Below are 19,314 nucleotides of genomic sequence, written 5' to 3'. Positions count from 1 at the left end.
CTACGACCCAGACCCGCTGACCCGGTAGCGGGTCAGCACCACGCCGTTCGAGAAGGAGCGGCTCTCCACCAGCTCCAACCGCGCCTCGAACCCGTCCGGGAACAGGCGCCGCCCCCGGCCCTGCACGGCGGGGAAGGTGAACAGCCGGTACTCGTCGACGAGCCCGGTCTCGATCAGCGCCGGGCAGAGCGTCAGGCTCCCGGTGCACACGACGTCCCCGCCGTCCTGAGCCTTGAGGTCACGGACGCGGTCACGCCACTGCGCACCCACCACCGTCGAGTTCGTCCACTCCGGGTCGCCCAGGGTCGTGGAGACCACGACCTTGTGCACCCGGTCCAGGTGCGCCGCGATGCCGCTGCGGTCGTCGCTCTGCTGCGGCCAGAAGCTCCGGAAGTCCTCGAAGGTCTGCCGGCCGAGCAGGAGGACGTCCTCGGCCTCGCTCTGGCGCAGCACCTCCTCGTTCAGGTCCGGCGCGTGGGACGTCGGGTCGAACCAGTCGCCGAGGAACTCCGGCGAGCCGTCCGCGGACAGGTTCTGGGTGATCGCGAGCGTGCGCATGCTGGGTGTCGACCGGCTCAGGACGGCGTACTCATCGGCTCCAGCGCCACGGGCGCACGACCGGCAGCAACACCAGCCCTGCCAGCACGCCGACGGCCGCGCCGGTCACGTTGTCGATGATGTCGGTGACGTCGCAGGCCCGGTCGATGCGCGCCGCGGCCAGCTGGGTGAGCTCGATGAGCGTGGAGTACGCCGCGAGCACGGCCAGCCCGACCGGCACGGCCACCCAGGCCCAGCGCCACCGCGCCGCGGTGAGGACCAGCAGCGCACCGGACGGCACGAAGACCACGGCGTTGAGCAGCCGCTGACCGCCGGGGAAGATCCAGAACCCGTCCGGGGCCGGTCCGCCGATGTCCCACGAGCACGAGTCGAGCCGGCCCTCGGCCGGCACGATGCCGGGCGCGCCGTTGGCCGGGATCAGGGTCAGCACGGCGATCACCACGAGCGACCAGATCAGCAGCCCGAGGAGCACCGCCCACGGCCAGCCGGACCAGCGCGCCACCAGGGAGGCGACCCCGGCCAGCACGAGCCCGGACACGGCGATGAGCAGGAGCATGACGCCCACGCCGCCGACCGGGAACACGCGGACGACGGTACGGGGCGGCGCCTCTGGGCACCTCCCAGGGATGAGCACCACCTCGGAAGCGGCGCCGGGGCTGCAGAAGGGGCTCCAGCAGCGCCACCTGACCATGATCGCCATCGGCGGTGTCATCGGTGCGGGCCTGTTCGTCGGGTCCGGCGCGGTGATCGCCGAGACCGGTCCCGCAGCGTTCCTGTCCTACGCCATCACCGGCGTGCTGATCATCCTGGTGATGCGGATGCTCGGTGAGATGGCCACCGCCCACCCGAGCACCGGCTCGTTCTCCGACTACGCGCGCTCGGCGCTGGGCGGCTGGGCGGGCTTCTCGGCGGCCTGGCTGTACTGGTACTTCTGGGTCATCGTCGTCGGCTTCGAGGCCGTGGCCGGCGCCGAGATCGTCCGGTTCTGGGTCGACCTGCCGCTGTGGCTGGTCTCGCTGGTCCTCATGGTGCTGATGACCGCGACCAACCTGGTCTCGGTGCGCTCCTACGGCGAGTTCGAGTACTGGTTCGCCGGCATCAAGGTCGCCGCGATCATCGTGTTCCTGGTCCTCGGCACCCTCTTCGTGGTGGGCCTGTGGCCGCACAAGGACTTCGACGTCAGCCTGATGACCAGCCAGGGCGGCTTCCTGCCGCTCGGGGTCGGCGCGGTGTTCTCGAGCATCGTCGTGGTGGTTTTCTCGATGGTCGGCGCCGAGATCGCCACGGTGGCCGCGGCGGAGTCCGAGGACCCCGAGAAGGCGATCGCGCGCGCCACCCAGTCGGTGATCCTGAGGGTGGCGACGTTCTTCGTCGGCTCGATGGTCCTGCTCGTGCTCATCGTGCCGTGGGACGACACCGAGCTCGGCGACTCGCCGTACGTCGCGGCCTTCGAGGAGATGGGCATCCCGTACGCCGACCACCTGATGAACGCCGTGGTCCTCACCGCGGTGCTGTCGTGCCTGAACTCCGGGCTCTACACGGCTTCGCGGATGGTGTTCGTGCTGGCCGACCGGCGCGAGGCGCCCGGCGTGCTGACCCGGCTGAGCGGGCGCGGCGTGCCGGCGTACGCCATCCTCACCTCGACCGTGGTCGGCTTCCTGTGCGTCATCGCGGCCTACCTCTCGCCCGACACCGTGTTCCTGTTCCTGCTCAACTCCAGCGGGGCGGTGATCCTGTTCGTCTACCTGCTCATCGCCCTCAGCCAGCTGGTCCTGCGCCGGCGCACGGACCCCGAGCAGCTGGTGGTGAAGATGTGGGCCTACCCCGTGCTCACGGTGCTGGCCATCGCCGGGATCCTGGCCATCCTGGTGCAGATGGCGCTGACCGACGACACCCGCTCGCAGCTGCTGCTGAGCCTGCTGTCGTGGGGCGTGGCGCTGGCCGGGTACGTCGCGACCCGGCGGGTGCGGTCGGGCTCAGACCGGCGGCAGGACGACCTGGCCGCCCCGGACCTCGGGTAGGTCGCGACCGACCTGGATGTCCACGGGGTTGGTCAGGCACCGGATGGAGCCGCCGCCCTTGTGGAACTCCGAGACGTCGACGAGCTCGACCGCGAAGCCCCAGGCCTCCAGCTGCTCGCGCACGTGGTCGGGCGCGGCCGGCATCACCACCGTGGCCGGGCCGCCGTCGGCCGAGGGCACGACGATGGAGTTGGCCGCGAAGGTGGTCAGCGCCTCCTCCTCGGTCAGCACCAGCGGCTCGGGGACCAGCTCCATGAGCGTCGCGGCCGAGCGCGCGTCGAGGGCGTCGGGGCAGACGATCGCGCGCCGCTCGTCGAGCGGGCAGAAGGCCAGGTCGAGGTGGTACATGCCCGGGTGGGTGATCCGCAGCCCGCGCACCCGCACGCCGAGGTCGGCGGACAGGTGCTTGAGCGCGAGCTCCTCGGTGCGGGGGCCGTAGCCCGAGATCAGCGCGTCCCCGAACGGGAAGACGTCACCGGACTCCAGGTGCGCCCCGACGCCGTGCCGGCCGACGTACGCCGTGGTGTAGCCGTGCGCGGCGAACCAGGGCTGCGCCGAGGCGGTCTCCATCCGCCGCTGCGGGTAGCGCATGTGCGACATGACGACGTGCGGCTCCAGGCCGCCGTCGCCGCGGCGCCGGGCCACGGCCAGCCCGAGGTTCATCGCGTAGACCATGTCGGGGGCGTCGGGGCGCTGCGGAAGGACGTCGACGGTGCCGCCCAAGCGCTCGATGGTCTCGACCAGCGTGCGCCACTGGGCCATCGCCAGGTCGCGGTCGGGCTGGTCCGCGGGATCCATGAAGGGGTTGATGACGTACTCGACCCGGAAGTGGCTCGGCTCGACCATCACGTAGTGGCGGCCCCAGGCCAGCGTCATGTGCCCTCCTCGGTGGTGCTCCGCGGCCCGGCTCGGGCCTGGCGAGATTGTCAGACAATCTGACAGCGCTAGTGTGACGCACGCACGCAGGCCCAGCAAGCCGACTGGCGCGAGGAGACCCGATGACGGCCACCGAGCCCTTCGGCACGCTCCACCTCGAGCACGCCTCGACCGTCGACCGGGTCGCGGCCGAGCTGCGCCGGGCCGTCTTCGACGGCGAGCTGGAGTCCGGTACGCCGCTGCGCGAGGTCGCCATCGCCGCGTCGCTCGGCGTCTCGCGCCCCACCGTGCGCGAGGCGCTGACCGTGCTGGTGGCCGAGGGCCTGGCCACCCGCGAGCCCAACCGCGGCGTCTCGGTGGCCACGCCCGAGGCGGAGTCGGTGCGTGACGTGTGCGCGGCCCGGCTGGTCCTGGAGGGCGCGGGCGTGCGCGGCTGGCGCGCCGCGACCGACGCCATGCGCGCGCACGTGCGGGCGACCCTGGACGCCTACATCGACGCGGTGGCCCGCGACGCGTCGTACCAGGAGCTCAACGAGCGGCACCTGGCCTTCCACGTCTCCCTCGTCGAGCTGACCGGCTCGCCGCGGCTGGTGGCCATGCAGCAGGCGCTCGCGGTCGAGCTGCGGCTGGCCCTGGCCCAGGTCGAGCGGATCCGGCGCAACGCCCACGACCAGGCCGACTCGCACGCCGCGCTGGTCCGGCTGCTCGAGCGCGAGGAGCTCGACGCGGCCTACGACTTCCTGGTCGCGCACCTGGCCGACGCCCAGGAGGAGATCATCCGCGCCCTGGCGCTGTCCTGACACACTGGTGCCGTGGTGCGGTTCCTGAGCTGGGTGGTCACGACGGCGATCGCCGTCGCGGTCGCCACGCTGCTCATCGACGGGATCTACTTCACCGGCCCGACCCACGGCCAGGACGAGATCCAGCACAAGCTGGTGCCGCTGCTGGTGGTCTCGCTCATCCTCGGCGTCATCACCTCGTTCGTGAAGCCGGTGCTCACGGTGCTGTCGATCCCGTTCATCATCATCACGCTGGGGCTGTTCCTGCTGGTCATCAATGCCGCGCTGCTCAAGCTGACCAGCTGGGTGGCCGACCAGCTCGACGTCGGCTTCCACGTCGAGGGGTTCTGGCCGGCGGTCGGCGGCGCGATCGTGATCACGGTCGTGACCTGGATCGTGGACGGGCTCATCGGGGACTCCCGCTGACCCCGGCGCCACCCCCGCCGCGGCACCCCGGGCACTACGCGATCGCGCTGGTCTGCCTGGGCAACATCTGCCGCTCGCCGATGGCCGACGTGGTGCTCACCCAGCGCGTGGACGACGCCGGCCTGGCCGGTCACGTCACCGTGGCCTCCTGCGGCACCGGGCACTGGCACGTCGGCGACCCGATGGACCAGCGCGCGGCCGCCGTCCTGCTGGCCCACGACTACGACCCCTCCGCGCACCGCGCCCGGCAGTTCGCGCCGCGCTGGCTGGCCGAGCACGACCTGGTGCTCTGCATGGACGGCAGCAACCTCGAGGACGTGCTGGGCGTCGAACCCCCGAGCCGGTCCCAGCCGACCCGGAGCGGGTCCGGCTCTTCCGGGACTTCGACCCCGTCGAGGCCGGCGGCGACGTCCCGGACCCGTACTACGGTGGTGAGCAGGGCTTCGAGGAGGTGCTGGGAATGGTGGAGCGGACCTGTGCCGTCCTCGTCGCCGGCCTCCAGCGGGTCCCCGGGCTGCGCCCGTGACCCGCCAGCCCGGCGTGGCCCGCCACGCCGAGGAGCTCCTCGGCACGGCCGTCGTGGCCACCGCCCCGGTCGCCGGCGGCGACACCTCCGCCGCCACCAAGCTCCGCCTCTCCGACGGCACCACCGCGATCATGAAGACCCACGCCCACCCGCCCGACGGCTTCTTCCCCGCCGAGGCCACCGGCCTGCGCTGGCTGGGCGAGGCCTCCGCCTCCGGCGGCGTCCGCGTGCCCGAGGTCCTCGCCGTCGACGACGGCTGCCTGGTCGTGCGCTGGGTCGAGCCCGGCAAGGCCACCGCCGACGCCGCCGCCGCCTTCGGCCACGCCCTCGCCGCCACCCACGCCGCCGGCGCCCCGACGTACGGCGCCGAGGCCGACGGCTTCATCGGCAGGCTCCCGATGCCCAACGGCCCCTGCGACTCCTGGCCGGAGTTCTACGCCGTGCGCCGCGTGCTGCCCTACCTCAAGCTGGCCCGCGACCGCGGCGCGGTCACCGCCGCCGACGCCGCCACCGTCGAGTCGCTCATCGGCCGGCTCACCACCCTCCTGCCCGACGAGCCCCCCGCCCGGCTGCACGGCGACCTGTGGAACGGCAACGTGCTCTGGGGCCAGGAGGGCACGGCCTGGCTGATCGACCCCGCGGCGTACGGCGGCCACCGCGAGGTGGACCTGGCCATGCTGGCCCTCTTCGGCCTCCCCCACCTGCCGCGCGTGCTCGAGGCGTACCAGGAGGTCGCGCCCCTCGCCGAGGACTGGGAGGACCGGGTGGCCCTGCACCAGCTCTTCCCCCTGCTGGTGCACGCGGCCCTCTTCGGCGGCGGCTACGGCTCGCGCGCCGCTGCGGTCGCCGCACGCTACGTCTAGCCCGGCTGCTCCCCAGACGCCCGCGGCGCCCAGGTCCGGCCCGACGCCCTTGTAACGCTCAGTTGTCGGATGTTCCGACCCGTTGCAACGGGTCGGAAGATCCCACAACTGAGCGTTACATGTTCTCGGCGGCGCCGGCCGCGGCAACCCGCACCGCACCTGCCCAACCTCAGTGAAGGCGGAGGCGACGGTGCCGCCGCCGAACCAGGCCGCCTGTGGGCTGGCCCGTCCCAGCCGGGCCGGGCCCGCCGCCGAGGGCTAGACCCGCGGCGTGGTGCACGCACACGAGACGCAACCACGCTGGAAGCAGCCGCGTGCAACACGGCGTCGGTTGTCCCTCGGCGGTGGGCCCGGCCCGGCTGGGACGGGTCAGTCCACAGGCGGCCGGACCCAAAGAGCCGCACCACGAGACGAAGCACCCAGAGACCTACCGCCTCGACCGCACCTTGCGGTACACCGCCTTGACCACGAGCTCCTCCGCCCCCACCGTCACCGTGACCTTGCGCTTCTTGGCGGCCTTCTTGCCGAGGTCGAGGCCCTTCCACTTCACGAACACGAAGCGGTGACCCTTGATCCGGTGGGCGCGGGGCGCGACGAGCTTGACGACGGTGCCGCGGGCGAGCTCGGTGCTCCAGGGCGCCTTGTGCCGCTTGCCGTCGACCTTGATCTTGACCTTGGCGGGCTTGGACTTCACGGTGAGGCCGGTGCCGCCGACGTGGTCGATGCGGTGCAGACCGCCGGAGCCCTGGACGTACCCGGCGTCGGTGAAGCTGCCGTAGTCGACGTAGTAGAGGTCGCCGCCGGGGCCGGGGAGGATGTCGACGGGCGAGCCGGCAGCCTGGACGAACGGGTGGATGTCGGCGGGGTTGGGCTGGCCGTTGGCGTCCTTGCCCATCCGCCAGAGGCAGCCGCGCAGGAAGTCGGAGAAGTAGAGCGCGTCCTGGTACGCCGCGGGCCAGTCGCTGCCCAGGGCGCTGAAGGCGATGCCGGACATCGAGGAGCTGACGGCGGGGCAGTTCTCGCCGGGGGTGAGCGGGACGGTGGCGGTGCGGTTGCCGTTGGTCGTGGGGTAGGCGAACACCGGGGCCTGGACCGCGCCGAGGCCCTCGCCGTACAGGCCGGTGCAGAGCGGCTTGCCCAGCGCCTGCCAGGCGGTGTTGACCTGCGAGCGGCCGGTGACGCCCTCGTAGCAGGGCCAGCCGCGGTTCACGAGCCCGGTGGTCGGGGCGTCGACGAGCTGGTTGATCTCCTCGAAGTTCGAGGAGCCCACGTCGACGCTCCAGAGCTGCTCCTTGCCCTGGCGGAAGGTGAAGCGCCACGGGTTGCGCTGCCCGAGCGCGACCAGCCACTGGTCGGCGGTGCCCTGCTGGACGTTGAGCGGGGTGTCGGGGTTGAGCCGGAAGATCGTCCCGTCGACGCTGAGCGGGTCGCCGCCGGTGCGCTGGTCCTGCGCGCGCAGCGAGCCGCCCTCGTCGGTGGGGTCGTTCGGGCACGCCGGTCCCTGCGGGTACGCCGGCGCGCCGGTCGGCACGTTGGCCTGGCCGTAGTCCTGGCCCTTGAAGCTGCCGCCGTCGCCCGCCGAGGCGTAGAGCTTGCCGTCGGGGCCGAAGGCCACGTCGCCGGAGGCGTGGCTCGAGAACTGCGCGCAGCCGTTCTGCACGAGGACCAGCTCGCTGCCGGGCTGCATGACCCAGCCGAGGGCGCCGCGGGTCGCGGTCAGCCGCGAGACCCGCACCTGCACGGGGCAGCCGCGCGTGGGCGGGCTGAGCGTGGCCTCGTTGGCGTCGTCCGGGCCGCAGTTGTCGTAGGCCTGGCCGGTGCCCCACGTGCCGCCGGTGACGGGGTCCTTGTCGTAGGTGTAGTTGACGTAGACGTACGGCCGGGCCGGGAACCGCGGGTCGACGGTGATCCCGGTCAGGCCGCGGTCGCCGTAGTTGTTGACCTCGGCGGTGAGGTCGGCGAAGTCCGTCGACGTGCCCGCGGCCTCGAACCCGCCGCCGCTGGGGTCGAAGGACTTGATCAGCCCGGTCTTGAGCGCGAGGAACGCCGTCCCGTCGGGCGCGAACGCCGCCCCCACCGGCTCGGACAGCCCGCCGATGGCCAGCACGTCCTCGAAGCCGGCCTCGGGCGTCGACCTCTCCGCACGCACCGGAGCGGAGGCAGGCGCGGACGCGGTCACCGAGGCGGACCCGGTCTCCGGCGTCAGGGCCAGCGACCCGGCCACCAGGGCCAGTGCTCCCAGCACGGCGGCGCGCACACGACGACGTTCCATGTCAGATCTTCCCCCCGGGTCTCGTGACAGGACTGCTGGACTGTAGCCGCCGGGTCACCGCCCGCGCCGGTAGACGGCGCGAATGGTGGTGGCCGCGTCCCACACCGTCACGTCGTGGGTGCGCGCACCACCGTCGGACCAGCGCACGAACACGTAGCGCACCCCGCCCTTGGTCTGGCGCTTCGGCGCGCTGACCCGCAGGGTGCTCCCCGCCACCAGCGTTCCGCGCCAACCCTTGGTCGTGGCCCCGGCCACCTGGACCGCGAGCCCACGCGACGCCCGGACGGTGAGCGCCGCGGCCTGCGGGTCCAGCCGCAGCTCGCGGCTCGCGCTCGCGCCCTGCGCGTCGGTGGCCGTGGCCACCAGGACCAGGTGCGCGGCGTACGGCAGCGCGGGCACGACGTACTGCCCGTTCTGCACGCCGGTCCACCGCCGCACCTCGGTGCGCGGGCAGCCCGCCTCGCAGTCCTGGCGGAACATGACGAAGGAGTACGCCGAGTCCGGCAGCTCCTGCTGTGCGTCCGTCGCGGCCGCGTCGAAGCCCAGCGTCTGCCCCACCGTGTAGCCGCCGGCCGGGTACGCCGTCACCCGGGTCACGGCCGGCGCGGTGTTGGTCGCGCTGACCGTCTTCGCCGTCGTTGCGCTCAGCCCGCCTGCGTCGGTCACCCGCAGCCCGACCGTCACGGTCCCGACCGGGTACGTCGCCCCCGCGGTCGCACCGGTGGCGTCGTCGTAGGCCCCGTCGCCGTCGAGGTCCCACGCGTAGCTCAGCGCCTGGCCGTCCGGATCGGTCGACCCCGAAGCGTCGAGTCCGACCGTGAGCGGCGCCGGGCCACTCGCCGTGTGCGGGTCGGTGATGATGCTCGCCACCGGGATCCGGTTGGCGTCGGCCCAGCGCGCGGTGTAGGTGGTCGCCGTCGCCGGCGCGGTGATGGAGTGGCTCCGTGCGCCGCCGTCGGACCAGCCGGCGAAGGCGTACGGCGACTGGTTGACCGTGCGCGTGGCCGCTGCGCTCACGGCGACGGCGCTGCCCGGGATCGTGGTCAACACGTACGGCGCCACCCGGTCCGTCCCGGCGACCGTGACGGTGCCACCGGCCGGGTCGGTCGCGACGGTCAGCGCGACGGTCCTCGGCTCGAGCTGCCGCGTCGCCGTGGTGCTCTGGCCCTGGCTGTCGGTGACGGTCAGCGTCAGGAACAGGTGCGACGGGTAGGGCAGCTGCGGCACGACGACCGCGCCCGACGGGCCCGTGCTGGTGCTGACCGTGCTGCGGGCGCAGCCGCTGGCGCAGTCCTGCCGCTCGACCTTCCAGGCGTACGCCGAGGCCGGCAGCGTCTCCTGCGGGTCCGTGGCCGCACCGGAGTAGGCCAGCGTCTGGCCCACCGACCACGTGTGTCGGCCGTCGGCGACATCGACGTGATGGTCGGCGCCTGGTTGCTGCCGACGGTGACCGTCGCCTCCTCGGCGTCGGTCGCACCGCGGGTGTCCGTCACGAGCACGCGGACGGTGCGCGAGCCGGCGGTCGAGTAGGTGACGCTCTGGGTCGCCCCCGTCCCGTCGTCGAAGGACTGGTCGCCGTCGAGGTCCCAGGCGTAGGTGAAGCCGCCGCTCACCCCGCTCGCGTTGGTCCCCGAGGCGGTGTAGACGACCGACAGCGGCGCGGTGCCCGAGGCGGGGCTGGCCACCAGACCGGCGGTCGGCTGCGTGTAGGTCGCGGTCAGCGTCGAGGGGCTGGTGCCGGGGTTGACGACGTGCGTGCGCGCCCCGCCGTCGGACCAGGAGCTGAACGCCGCGACGCTCGCTCCGCTGCCGGTCGTCGGGGCCGCGCTGACCGTGAAGGGCGCCTTCTGGATGAAGGTCTCGGTGTACGGCGCGGTGTGGCTCGTCTCCCCCACGGTGACTCCGGCTCCGGTCGGCGCGCTCGCGAACCCGACCGCCACGGTCTTGGGTGACAGCTCGACCGAGCGGGTGTCGGTGAGCCCGCCGGAGTCGGTGACGGTGACCGTGATCCCGAGCTTGGAGGGGTACTCGTGCGGAGGCGCGGTGAAGCTCCCCGAGGCGCCGGTGTAGGTGCCGAACGGGTGCGTGTGGCACACGTTGCTGGGGCAGTGCTTGATCTCGACCTGCCACGTGTAGGTGAGGGCTCCCGCCTGGGCGTCGGTGGCGTTCGCGCTGTAGGAGATGGTGTCGCCCGTCGCCCAGGTGAGCGAGGCGTCCGGGGTCACCGAGGTGAGCCGGGGGGGCGCTGTTGCCCGCCTGGACCTGCACGGTGGTCGTGTGGGTGTGGCCGTGCCCGTCGTTCACCTCGAGCTTGGCCGTGTAGGTGCCGGTGCCGTAGGTCTTGGTGGCCGTCGCGCCGGTGGCGTCCCACGTCCCGTCGTTCTCGAAGTCCCAGCGGTAGGTGAGGGAGTCGCCGTCCGGATCGGTCGAGGTGGCGCCGCTGAAGCGGACCGTGAGCGGAGCCGTCCCCGAGAGCTGGTCGGCGGTGATGCGCGCGGTCGGCGTGGCGTTGCTGCCGGTGTAGACGATGCGGTGCACGCCGGCGATGCCCTGGCCGACGTTCCCGTCCGCCGTGATGCCGTAGTCGACGTAGTACAGGTCGCCGCCCGGGCCGGTGAGCAGGTCGGTCGGCGTCCCCGCCGGCTGGACGAAGGTGCTGATCGACGTCGGGGCCGGCTCGTCGCCGGCACCCTTGCCCAGGACCCAGATGCAGGAGCGGGCGAAGTCGGAGAAGAACATCGCGTTGCGGTACGCCGCTGGGTAGTCGCTCTCGTTCTTCGGGTCCGTCCCCCACCGGTTGACGAAGGCGACACCGGAGACCGACGAGGTCTCGTTGGCGCAGTCCTCGCCGGTCACGAGCGGGCCACCGTCGCGGGTCTGGTAGCTGAAGACCGGCTTCTGCACCGCGGTGAGTCCCTGGCTGTACAGCGTCTCGCACAAGGAGAGGTTCTGCTCGTCCCAGCCGGGCTGGACCTTGGACTCCTGGTAGTCCCCCCTCGTAGCAGGGCCAGCCCCGGTTCACCGGGGTCGGCACCGCCGTGACGTCGCTGATCCGGTTGACCTCCTCGGCCTTGCTGGCGCCGACGTCGACCGACCAGAGCTGGTTGGAGAGCCCTGTGCCGTCCGCCTTGGTCCGGAAGGTCAGCCGCCAGGGGTTCCGCTGGCCGTAGGCGACCAGCCAGGACGAGGCGTTCTGCTGGGTCGGGACCACGCCGGTGTCCGGGTCCATCCGGAACACGCTGCCGTCGACGCCCAGCGGGTCGCCGGTGGACCGGTAGTCCTGGGAGCGCAGTGAGCCTCCCTCGTCGGCCGGGTCGCCGCAGGCGTTGGCGTACTGCCCGGAGTCCAGGGTGTTGAAGCTCGCGCCCTCTCCGGAGGAGGCGTAGAGCTTGCCGTCGGGGCCGAACGCCACGTCGCCGGAGGCGTGGCTGGAGAACTGGTAGCAGCCGCCGACCAGCAGCTCCTTCTCCGCGGCCATCCGCCAGGAGCCGGACGCCTTGCTCGCGGTGAGGCGGGTGACGCGGTCCTGGACGATGCACCCGGTGACCCTGGTGTCGTTCTCGTTGGCCGGGGTCGTGCAGTCGTCGTACGCGGTGCCCTTGCCCCACTTGGGGACCGTTCCGCCGGTGCCGTCGCGGGGGTCCTTGTCGTAGGTGTAGTTGACGTAGACGTAGGGCCGAGTCGGGAACTGCGGGTCGACCGCGATGCCGGTCAGGCCGCGGTCGCCGTAGTTGTTGACCTCGTCGGTCAGGTCCGCGAAGTCGGTGGCCGTGCCCCACGCGTCGGTGCCGGCGTTGTAGGCGGCGACCTTGATCTGGCCGGTCTTCAGCGCGATGAACGCCGTGCCGTCGGGGGCGAAGTCGGCCGAGACCGCCTCGCTCATCCCGGTGATCACCTTCTGGTCGGCGAAGCCGGTGGGCAGCGCAGCGGCCTGCGGCTGCGCCCCGTCGGCGGCCGCGGCCTCGGCGTTCAGGTGCGCCGCCTCCACGATGGAGTTCTGGAAGTCGCCCGCGTCGTGCTCGTGCGGCGCTGCCCCCTCCGCCTGCGCGGTCAGCGCGGCGCCGGCGCCGTGCGCCTGCCTCGCGTGCTCGCGGTCCCCCAGTGCGCTGGCGGCCGGCGCGACGACCAGGGCGCTGAGCAGCAGCGCCGAGGTCGTCGTCGCGGCGCGACGACGTACGTCCCCCATGAACGTGTTCCCCCATGATCCGTCCGAGACCGTCGGCCAGGGTAGGTGGCGCCGGGCAACAGGACGGTGACAGGGACCAGACCACCTCACCACCGGGCGGCGCGCACTCTCAGCGCAGGTTCAGCCGGCCCTGGCAGAGTGGGGCCGTGAGCGCCGCCCCGACCAAGCACCGCGTCCTCGTCGTCGACGACGACAAGGCCGTGCGCGAGTCGCTGAGGCGGTCGCTGGAGTTCAACGGGTACGACGTGGCGACGGCCTCCGACGGGGCCGAGGCGCTGGCGGGGCTCGCCGGCGGGGCCGGGTCGGCGCCGGACGTGGTCGTGATGGACGTGATGATGCCGCGCCTCGACGGGATCGAGACCACGCGGGCGCTGCGGGCGGCCGGGAACGACGTACCCATCCTCGTGCTGACCGCCCGCGACGCCGTGGGCGACCGGGTCGAGGGTCTGGACGCGGGCGCGGACGACTACCTCACCAAGCCGTTCGCGCTCCAGGAGCTGCTGGCCCGGCTGCGGGCGCTGCTGCGGCGGGCGACGGTGCCGGCGGGCGAGGAGGACGAGGTCTTGTCCTTCGCCGACCTGTCCATGGACGTCGCCACCCGCGACGTGCGTCGCGGTCGCCGGTCGATCGAGCTGACGCGCACGGAGTTCACGCTGCTGGAGATGTTCCTGCGCCGGCCGCGGCGGGTGCTCGAGCGCAGCTTCATCCTCGAGGAGGTCTGGGGCTACGACTTCCCGACCACGGCCAACTCGCTCGAGGTGTACGTCGGCTACCTGCGCCGCAAGACCGAGGCCGAGGGGGAGCCGCGGCTGATCCACACCGTGCGCGGGGTCGGCTACGTGCTGAAGGAAACGTGAAGCTCACCCCCGTCCTCGACGCCGAGGGGCGCTGGCACTACCGCCGATCGCTGGCCAGCCGGGTCACCATCCTCACGACCATGGCCGTGGGCCTGGCCGTCGCGATGGTCTCGCTGGGCGCGTTCATCACCGTGCGCATGCAGCTGGAGTCGTCGCTCGACGACACGCTGATGACGCGCGCCCAGGACACGGCCGCGAGCCTCGACCAGCTCTACAAGGCCAACGGGCCCGACGCGGTGGCCTTCCCGCTGTCCGACGCCCGGATCGGGGTCGTGAGCGCCGACGGGACGTCCGCCTTCTTCCGCGGCAGCGGGCAGCTGGTCGTGGACCAGCACGAGGTCGCCGTGGCGGCCGGTGACTCCGCCCGTTCCCTGCGCACGGTGCGGCAGGGCGGCGTCGACTACCGGGTGGCCGCCGTACCCATCCGGACCCAGCCGGGCAACGCCCTGGTCATCGGCCAGTCCCTGGACTCCCAGCAGCACCTGCTGGCCAAGCTCGGGCTGGTCACCCTGTTCTTCGGCCTGGCCGGGATCATCATCGCCGGCGTGGCCGGGTGGGCGGTGGCCCGCAACGGCCTGCGGCCGGTCCGCAAGCTGACGGCCGCCGCCGAGGACATCGCCCGCACCGAGCGGCTGGCCCCGATCCGGGTCGAGGGCGACGACGAGGTCGCGCGGCTGGCGTCGGCGTTCAACCAGATGCTCGCCTCGCTGGCCGGCTCCCGCGACCGCCAGCGCCGGCTCGTGGCCGACGCCGGTCACGAGCTGCGCACGCCGCTCACCTCGCTGCGCACCAACATCGACCTGCTGACCCAGGCCGGCATCGACCTGCCCGAGACCGCCCGCGAGGAGCTCCTGGACGACGTGCGGGCGCAGCTGGAGGAGCTCACCACCCTGGTGGGCGACCTGGTCGAGCTGGCCCGCGACGAGCCCACCCCGGCCGCGGTCGGCACCGTCGAGCTGCACGAGGTGCTCGACCAGGCCGTGGCGCGCGTGCGCCGCCGCGCGCCGTCACTGACCTTCGAGGTCGACGCCGACCCGTGGTACGTCGAAGGCGACGCCTCCGCCCTGGAGCGCGCGCTGACCAACCTGCTCGACAACGCCGCGAAGTGGAGCCCGCCCGGCGGGACCGTCGCGGTCGCCCTGCACGCCGGCGCCGTCACCGTGGACGACGAGGGCACCGGTATCGCCGACGCCGACCTGCCCCACGTCTTCGAGCGCTTCTACCGCTCCACCGACTCCCGGGCCATGCCCGGCTCCGGCCTCGGCTTGTCGATCGTGGCCCAGGTCGCCGAGCGGCACGCCGGCTCGGTCGAGGCCGGCCGCGCCCCCGGGGGCGGGGCGCGCCTGACCTTCCGCGTCCCCGGCGCGCCCGGGCCCAAGCCGGCGGCGCCACCCGCCGGGGTGGCGAGCGTCGCGGAGGAGCTGGCCCGCTGAGCGGCGGCTACTTCGCCTGCGCCTTGGAGTCGCGCCAGGAGCGCTCGAACGGCAGCCGCCACGCATGCGGCGCGATGAGCTGGTGGATCGCGTTGGGACCCCACGAGCCGGGGGCGTACGCGCGGACCGGGGGCGGGTTCTGCAGCAGCGGGATGCTCTTCTCCCAGAGCGTCTCGATGCCCTCCGCGGTCGTGAACAGCGTGTGGTCGCCGCGCATCGCGTCGAGGATCAGTCGCTCGTAGGCCTCCAGCACGCCGACGCTCGAGGCCGTCTCGTGGGTGGCGAACTGCATGGAGAGCTTCTCCAGCTGCATGCCCGGACCGGGGCGCTTGCCGTAGAAGCTCAGCGACATCCGGCTCTGGTCGGCGAGGTCGAAGGTGAGGTGGTCCGGGCCCTGCATCCCGGCGTTCGACCCGGCCGGGAACATCGAGAGCGGCGGCTCCTTGAAGGCGATGGAGATGATGCGCGCACCCTCGGCGAGCTTCTTGCCGGTGCGCAGGAAGAACGGGACCCCGGCCCAGCGCCAGTTGTCGATCTCGATGCGCAGCGCGATGAAGGTCTCGGTGTCGGAGTACTCCGCGACCTCCTCCTTGCCGCGGTAGCCGTTGTACTGCCCGCGGACCACGTCGTGCGGCTCGATGTGCTTCATGGAGCGGAAGACCTTGAGCTTCTCGTCGCTGATCGGTCCCGGCGCCAGCGAGGTCGGCGGCTCCATGGCCATGAAGGCCAGCACCTGCATGAGGTGGGTGACGACCATGTCGCGGTAGGCGCCGGTGCTCTCGTAGAACGCCGTGCGGCCCTCGAGACCGAGGGTCTCGGGCACGTCGATCTGCACGTGCTCGATGAAGTTGCGGTTCCAGATCGGCTCGAACAGGCCGTTGGCGAAGCGGAAGGCCAGGATGTTCTGGGCCGCCTCCTTGCCGAGGAAGTGGTCGATCCGGAAGATCTGCTCCTCGTCGAAGACCTGGTGCACCTCGTTGTTGAGCGCGACCGCGGTCTCCAGGTCGGTGCCGAACGGCTTCTCCATCACCACCCGGGCGCGGGCCACCAGCCCGGCCTCGTGGAGCTGGTGGATGACGTCGAGCGCGGCGCGTGGCGGCACCGAGAGGTAGTGCAGGAACTCCACCTTGCCCTCGGCCCCCAAGTCGGCCTCGGCCTTGTGGACCGCCTCGGCCAGCTCGTGCGGGCCGCGCTGCTGGGAGACGTAGCTCAGGATCGAGGCGAACCGCGCCCACCGCTCGTCGCTCATGTCGCAGCGACCGAACTCGGCGCAGGCCTCGCGGGCCCGGTCCACGAACTCCTCGGTGGTGATGTCCTCCAGCGAGGTCCCGACGATCCGGGCCTCGGGCAGCAGCCCGGCCTGGGTCAGTCGCAGCAGGCCCGGCAGCAGCTTGCGCTTCGCCAGGTCCCCGGTCGCACCGAAGAGCACGATGACGTGCGGAGCGGTCACTCCATCGACGTTAGCCATAGGTGATGTCCACGGTATTACGGGAGTGGGGACGGTGACAGAGCACTCAGCAACCGCTCCGCCTTCCAGCGCGACTCGGCGTACTCCTCGGCCACGTCGGACAGCACGGTGATCCCGCCGCCGGTACCCAGCCGGTAGCCGCCCCCGCCGGTGGTGGTGAGCGTCCGGATGACCACCCCGAGGTCGGCGCGACCGTCGGCCGCGACCCAGCCGAACGCGCCGGCGTACGCCGCCCGCGGGGTGCTCTCGACCGCCTCGATGATCTCCATGGTGCGCAGCTTGGGCGCGCCGGTCATCGAGCCGGCCGGGAAGAGCGCCCGGAGCGCCGCCACCGTGGAGACCTCGTCGCGCAGCCGGCCCCGCACGGTGGAGACGAGCTGGTGCACCGTCGGGTAGGACTCGACCGCGAGCAGCGCCGGCACCTCCACGCTGCCGAGCGTGCACACCGTCCCCAGGTCGTTGCGGAGCAGGTCGGTGATCATCAGGTTCTCGGCCCGGAACCGCGGCTCGGTGGCCAGCGCCTGCCGCAGCGCCTCGTCCTCCGCCTCGGTCGCGCCGCGCGGCGTGGTGCCCTTGATCGGCTTGGTCTCGACGACCCGGCTGCCGTCCTCCTCGCGGGTGATGAGGGCGTAGCGCTCCGGCGACGAGCTCAGCAGCCACCCGCGTGCGCCCTCGACGTCGTGCTGGAGGAACCCGGCGTACGGCGCAGGGTTGATGCTGCGCAGTCTCAGGTAGGCCGCGACCGGGTCCAGGTCGCTCGCCTGGTCGAGCCGGTAGGTCAGGTTGACCTCGTAGCTGTTGCCCGCCCGCAGCTCCTCCTGGACCCGCGCGAAGGCCTCGGCGTAGGCCGGCGGCGGCCTGTGAGTTTCACCGGCCGGCCGGTGAAACTCACGCTTGGAGTACGAAACTCCCGGGGTCTGACTCCAGTTCCGTACTCCAAGGTCGTGCTCGAAGAACCGCAGATGGCTCGGTTTCATCCACACCGCATCGGGCGCGCCGCTGTCGTCGACCCGCGCGGGGAGGTCGGGCCGGGACGCGTAGCCGAAGTAGCCGAACCACTGGTCGCGCCACGAGCCGGCGGCCAGCTCGGTCTCGAGCACCGCGAAGACGTCGTCGCCCACCACCTCGGCCTCGCCGTCGCAGTGCCGCGTCACCTCGCGACGCGCGGCGGAGTAGGTGAGCGATACGTCGTCGGGCTCGAGGATCCCGAGCACCGAGCGCCGCCCGGACCACTCGCGCGCCCCGCCGCCGTCCAGCCAGAAGCATCGCGGGTGGTCGGCGGCGACGTCGGCGATGAGCCGGTCGGGGGTCACGAGAGGAAGTTCCGCACGAGGTCGACGCCGTGCTCGGACAGGATCGACTCGGGGTGGAACTGCACGCCCTCCTGCGGGAGCGTCCGGTGCCGCACGCCCATCACCACGTCGCCGGAGGCGTCCGAGGCCGTCAGCTCCAGCTCGGGCGGGACCACGAGCGCGGCCAGCGAGTGGTAGCGCACCGCCGCGAACAGCTGCGGCAGTCCGGCGAAGACCCCCACGCCGTCGTGCCGGATCCGCTCCACGACACCGTGGGCGGGCTCGACGCGCACGACCGTCCCGCCGTACGTCGTGACGAGGCCCTGCAGTCCGAGGCACACCCCGAGCACCGGCCGCGAGCCGTCGAGGAGCACGTCACGGCCCACGGCGAAGTCGGTGCGCGAGACCGGCGTGCCCGGGCCGGGCGAGAGCACGACGTGGGAGTGCCGGAGGACCTCCTCGGGCGTCACCGCGTCGTGCTGGACGACGGTCGGCAGCACGCCGGTGACGGCGCCGACGAGGTGGACCAGGTTCCAGGTGTAGGAGTCGTGGTGGTCGACCACCACGACGTCCGGAGTCACGCGGTCAGGCTAGCCAGGTGCCGTGGCGCAGCACCCGCTCGACCTCGAGGTCGTCGGACAGCACGACGAGGTCCGCCCACGCGCCGGGCGCGACGACGCCCACGTCGGCCAGTCCCAGCATGGCGGCCGGTGTGGAGCTGACCGCGGCGAGCGCCTCAGGCAGGGGTACGCCGGCCGCGGCGACCGCGAGCCGGAGCGCGGCGTCGAGCGTCCCGGTCGAGCCGGCGATCGCCCCGGTGCCGGCCAGGCGGGCGACGCCGTCCTCGACCGACACCGCCAGTCCGCCGAGCTCGTAGGCGCCGTCCGGTGCCCCGGCCGCGGCCATCGCGTCGGTGACCAGCGCGGTGCGCCCCTCGCGCCAGGCCAGCGACAGCACGGAGGGGTGCACGTGCACGCCGTCGGCGACCAGCTCGACGTACGCCGAGGACTCCAGCAGGGCGCCGACCGGCCCGGGGTCGCGGTGGTGCAGCGGCGGCATCGCGTTGAACAGGTGGGTGCCGACCGTCGCGCCGGCGGCCAGGGCCTCGCGGGTCTGGTCGTAGGTCGCCTCGGTGTGGCCGACCGCGACGACGACGCCGGCCTCGACGAGCTCGGGGAGGGCGACGAGCGCGCCAGGCAGCTCGGGCGCGAGGGTGACCATGCGCAGGTGGCCGCGCGCGGCGGCGACCAGCCGGTCCACGGCCTCCAGCGTGGGCGGCACCAGCAGGGAGGGGTCGTGCGCGCCGGCGCGCTGGGGCGAGAGCCACGGGCCCTCGAGGTGGATGCCCGCGACCAGCCCGGCCTCGACCGCGTCGGCCAGCGCGGCGCAGGACGCCTCGAGCGAGTCCAGGGACGCGGTCACCAGCGAGGCGACCATGGTGGTGGTGCCGTGCCGGAGGTGGGTCGCCACGACCCGCTCGACCGCCTCGCGCGCACCGCCGTCGAAGGACGCACCGCCGCCGCCGTGCACGTGCGCGTCCACGAACCCGGGGGCGACCAGGCCGCCGGTCGTCCACGCCGGGCGCTCCGGCGGCGGCCCGTCGCCGACGTCGAGCACGCGGTCGCGGTCGACCACGACCCACGCGTCCGGCACGATCCCCGCCGGCGTGGCCACCGCCCCCGCCGCGAGCACCCAGGCACCCAGAGGCAGCTCCACGCGGAGCAAGGTAGCCGACCCGCCCTCCGGGCCCGACGGGC

16 protein-coding genes and 3 pseudogenes are annotated in these 19,314 nt (G+C 72.9%); 8 read left to right on the top strand and 11 right to left on the bottom strand.

Features of this window, described 5'->3' with window-relative positions; genetic code table 11:
* Positions 1 to 558 (bottom strand): dihydrofolate reductase family protein, encoded by a 558-nt coding sequence (locus G5V58_RS23700; RefSeq protein WP_165237845.1) that lies wholly within the window; start codon positions 556 to 558, stop codon positions 1 to 3.
* Positions 559 to 589: 31 nt separating this feature from the next.
* Positions 590 to 1,141 (bottom strand): VanZ family protein, encoded by a 552-nt coding sequence (locus G5V58_RS23695; protein ID WP_165237843.1) that lies wholly within the window; start codon positions 1,139 to 1,141, stop codon positions 590 to 592.
* A gap of 43 nt (positions 1,142 to 1,184) precedes the next feature.
* Here G5V58_RS23695 and G5V58_RS23690 point away from each other — a divergent pair, with 43 nt between their 5' ends.
* On the top strand, positions 1,185 to 2,579 hold the full coding sequence (locus G5V58_RS23690; RefSeq protein ID WP_165237841.1) for an amino acid permease: 1,395 nt from the start codon (positions 1,185 to 1,187) through the stop codon (positions 2,577 to 2,579).
* Here G5V58_RS23690 and G5V58_RS23685 read toward each other — a convergent pair.
* A complete protein-coding gene (locus G5V58_RS23685; protein ID WP_165237839.1) occupies positions 2,535 to 3,455 on the bottom strand; it encodes a dimethylarginine dimethylaminohydrolase family protein in 921 nt (306 codons plus the stop codon). The two genes, G5V58_RS23690 and G5V58_RS23685, sit on opposite strands and share 45 nt — an antisense overlap.
* Positions 3,456 to 3,577: 122 nt before the next feature.
* On the opposite strand from G5V58_RS23685, the gene G5V58_RS23680 reads away from it, so the two are divergent.
* From G5V58_RS23680 to G5V58_RS23665, 5 genes and pseudogenes are all read left to right on the top strand, one after another.
* The gene (locus G5V58_RS23680; protein WP_165237837.1) at positions 3,578 to 4,255 is read left to right on the top strand and encodes a GntR family transcriptional regulator; all 678 of its coding nucleotides are present in this window, start codon (positions 3,578 to 3,580) and stop codon (positions 4,253 to 4,255) included.
* Positions 4,256 to 4,267: 12 nt separating this feature from the next.
* Positions 4,268 to 4,660, top strand: coding sequence for a phage holin family protein (locus G5V58_RS23675; RefSeq protein ID WP_230486908.1), 393 nt, complete (start codon positions 4,268 to 4,270; stop codon positions 4,658 to 4,660).
* Between the two features lie 80 nt (positions 4,661 to 4,740).
* Positions 4,741 to 4,938, top strand: a pseudogene (locus G5V58_RS26510) (arsenate reductase/protein-tyrosine-phosphatase family protein); the annotation flags it as partial.
* Positions 4,923 to 5,186: an arsenate reductase/protein-tyrosine-phosphatase family protein gene (locus G5V58_RS26505; RefSeq protein WP_329957586.1), complete on the top strand. Its 264-nt coding sequence runs from the start codon at positions 4,923 to 4,925 to the stop codon at positions 5,184 to 5,186. The pseudogene G5V58_RS26510 and the gene G5V58_RS26505, both read left to right, overlap by 16 nt.
* Entirely contained in the window at positions 5,183 to 6,049 is an 867-nt protein-coding gene (locus G5V58_RS23665; RefSeq protein WP_165237835.1) for a fructosamine kinase family protein, read from the top strand. The genes G5V58_RS26505 and G5V58_RS23665 overlap by 4 nt, the downstream gene beginning before the upstream one ends.
* A gap of 427 nt (positions 6,050 to 6,476) precedes the next feature.
* Here the strand turns inward: G5V58_RS23665 and G5V58_RS23660 are convergent, their stop codons facing one another.
* The 4 genes and pseudogenes from G5V58_RS23660 to G5V58_RS26235 all read right to left on the bottom strand — a co-directional run.
* Positions 6,477 to 8,321: a PQQ-dependent sugar dehydrogenase gene (locus G5V58_RS23660; protein ID WP_165237833.1), complete on the bottom strand. Its 1,845-nt coding sequence runs from the start codon at positions 8,319 to 8,321 to the stop codon at positions 6,477 to 6,479.
* A 54-nt stretch (positions 8,322 to 8,375) separates the two neighbouring features.
* Entirely contained in the window at positions 8,376 to 9,704 is a 1,329-nt protein-coding gene (locus tag G5V58_RS26790; RefSeq protein WP_196240627.1) for a PKD domain-containing protein, read from the bottom strand.
* A gap of 936 nt (positions 9,705 to 10,640) precedes the next feature.
* Positions 10,641 to 11,060 (bottom strand): annotated as a pseudogene (locus tag G5V58_RS26240) (PKD domain-containing protein); the annotation flags it as partial.
* 316 nt (positions 11,061 to 11,376) lie between these two features.
* Positions 11,377 to 12,204: pseudogene (locus tag G5V58_RS26235) on the bottom strand (PQQ-dependent sugar dehydrogenase); the annotation flags it as partial.
* Positions 12,205 to 12,653: 449 nt separating this feature from the next.
* On the opposite strand from G5V58_RS26235, the gene G5V58_RS23645 reads away from it, so the two are divergent.
* Positions 12,654 to 13,364 (top strand): response regulator transcription factor, encoded by a 711-nt coding sequence (locus G5V58_RS23645; RefSeq protein WP_230486907.1) that lies wholly within the window; start codon positions 12,654 to 12,656, stop codon positions 13,362 to 13,364.
* Positions 13,361 to 14,797, top strand: coding sequence for a sensor histidine kinase (locus G5V58_RS23640; protein WP_230486906.1), 1,437 nt, complete (start codon positions 13,361 to 13,363; stop codon positions 14,795 to 14,797). The genes G5V58_RS23645 and G5V58_RS23640 overlap by 4 nt, the downstream gene beginning before the upstream one ends.
* 7 nt (positions 14,798 to 14,804) lie before the next feature.
* On the opposite strand, the gene zwf is transcribed toward G5V58_RS23640, so the two are convergent.
* From zwf to nagA, 4 genes are read right to left on the bottom strand one after another with little or no spacing between them, the layout of a single operon-like run.
* Positions 14,805 to 16,265, bottom strand: coding sequence for a glucose-6-phosphate dehydrogenase (zwf, locus tag G5V58_RS23635; RefSeq protein ID WP_165237825.1), 1,461 nt, complete (start codon positions 16,263 to 16,265; stop codon positions 14,805 to 14,807).
* 17 nt (positions 16,266 to 16,282) lie between these two features.
* On the bottom strand, positions 16,283 to 17,578 hold the full coding sequence (locus tag G5V58_RS23630) for an anthranilate synthase component I family protein (protein ID WP_165237823.1): 1,296 nt from the start codon (positions 17,576 to 17,578) through the stop codon (positions 16,283 to 16,285).
* Complete coding sequence (locus G5V58_RS23625) at positions 17,575 to 18,138, bottom strand: anthranilate synthase component II (RefSeq protein WP_165237821.1); 564 nt, start codon at positions 18,136 to 18,138, stop codon at positions 17,575 to 17,577. The genes G5V58_RS23630 and G5V58_RS23625 overlap by 4 nt, the downstream gene beginning before the upstream one ends.
* Positions 18,139 to 18,142: 4 nt before the next feature.
* Positions 18,143 to 19,273, bottom strand: a complete 1,131-nt coding sequence (nagA, locus tag G5V58_RS23620; RefSeq protein ID WP_165237819.1) for an N-acetylglucosamine-6-phosphate deacetylase — start codon at positions 19,271 to 19,273, stop codon at positions 18,143 to 18,145.
* Positions 19,274 to 19,314 lie beyond the last annotated feature (41 nt).

The sequence above is a fragment of the Nocardioides anomalus genome, assembly GCF_011046535.1.
Taxonomy (GTDB): Bacteria; Actinomycetota; Actinomycetes; order Propionibacteriales; family Nocardioidaceae; genus Nocardioides; species Nocardioides anomalus.
The sequence above is the reverse complement of the archived record's forward strand: the minus strand, read 5'-3'. Positions and strand labels throughout refer to the sequence as shown.

Excerpts from the sequence above, each read along its gene's own strand:
- G5V58_RS23685 (WP_165237839.1), bottom strand. The coding sequence starts at position 3,455 with ATGACGCTGGCCTGGGGCCGCCACTACGTGATGGTCGAGCCGAGCCAC.
- G5V58_RS23660 (WP_165237833.1), bottom strand. The coding sequence starts at position 8,321 with ATGGAACGTCGTCGTGTGCGCGCCGCCGTGCTGGGAGCACTGGCCCTG.
- G5V58_RS23690 (WP_165237841.1), top strand. The coding sequence starts at position 1,185 with ATGAGCACCACCTCGGAAGCGGCGCCGGGGCTGCAGAAGGGGCTCCAG.
- zwf (WP_165237825.1), bottom strand. The coding sequence starts at position 16,265 with ATGGCTAACGTCGATGGAGTGACCGCTCCGCACGTCATCGTGCTCTTC.
- G5V58_RS23680 (WP_165237837.1), top strand. The coding sequence starts at position 3,578 with ATGACGGCCACCGAGCCCTTCGGCACGCTCCACCTCGAGCACGCCTCG.
- G5V58_RS23700 (WP_165237845.1), bottom strand. The coding sequence starts at position 558 with ATGCGCACGCTCGCGATCACCCAGAACCTGTCCGCGGACGGCTCGCCG.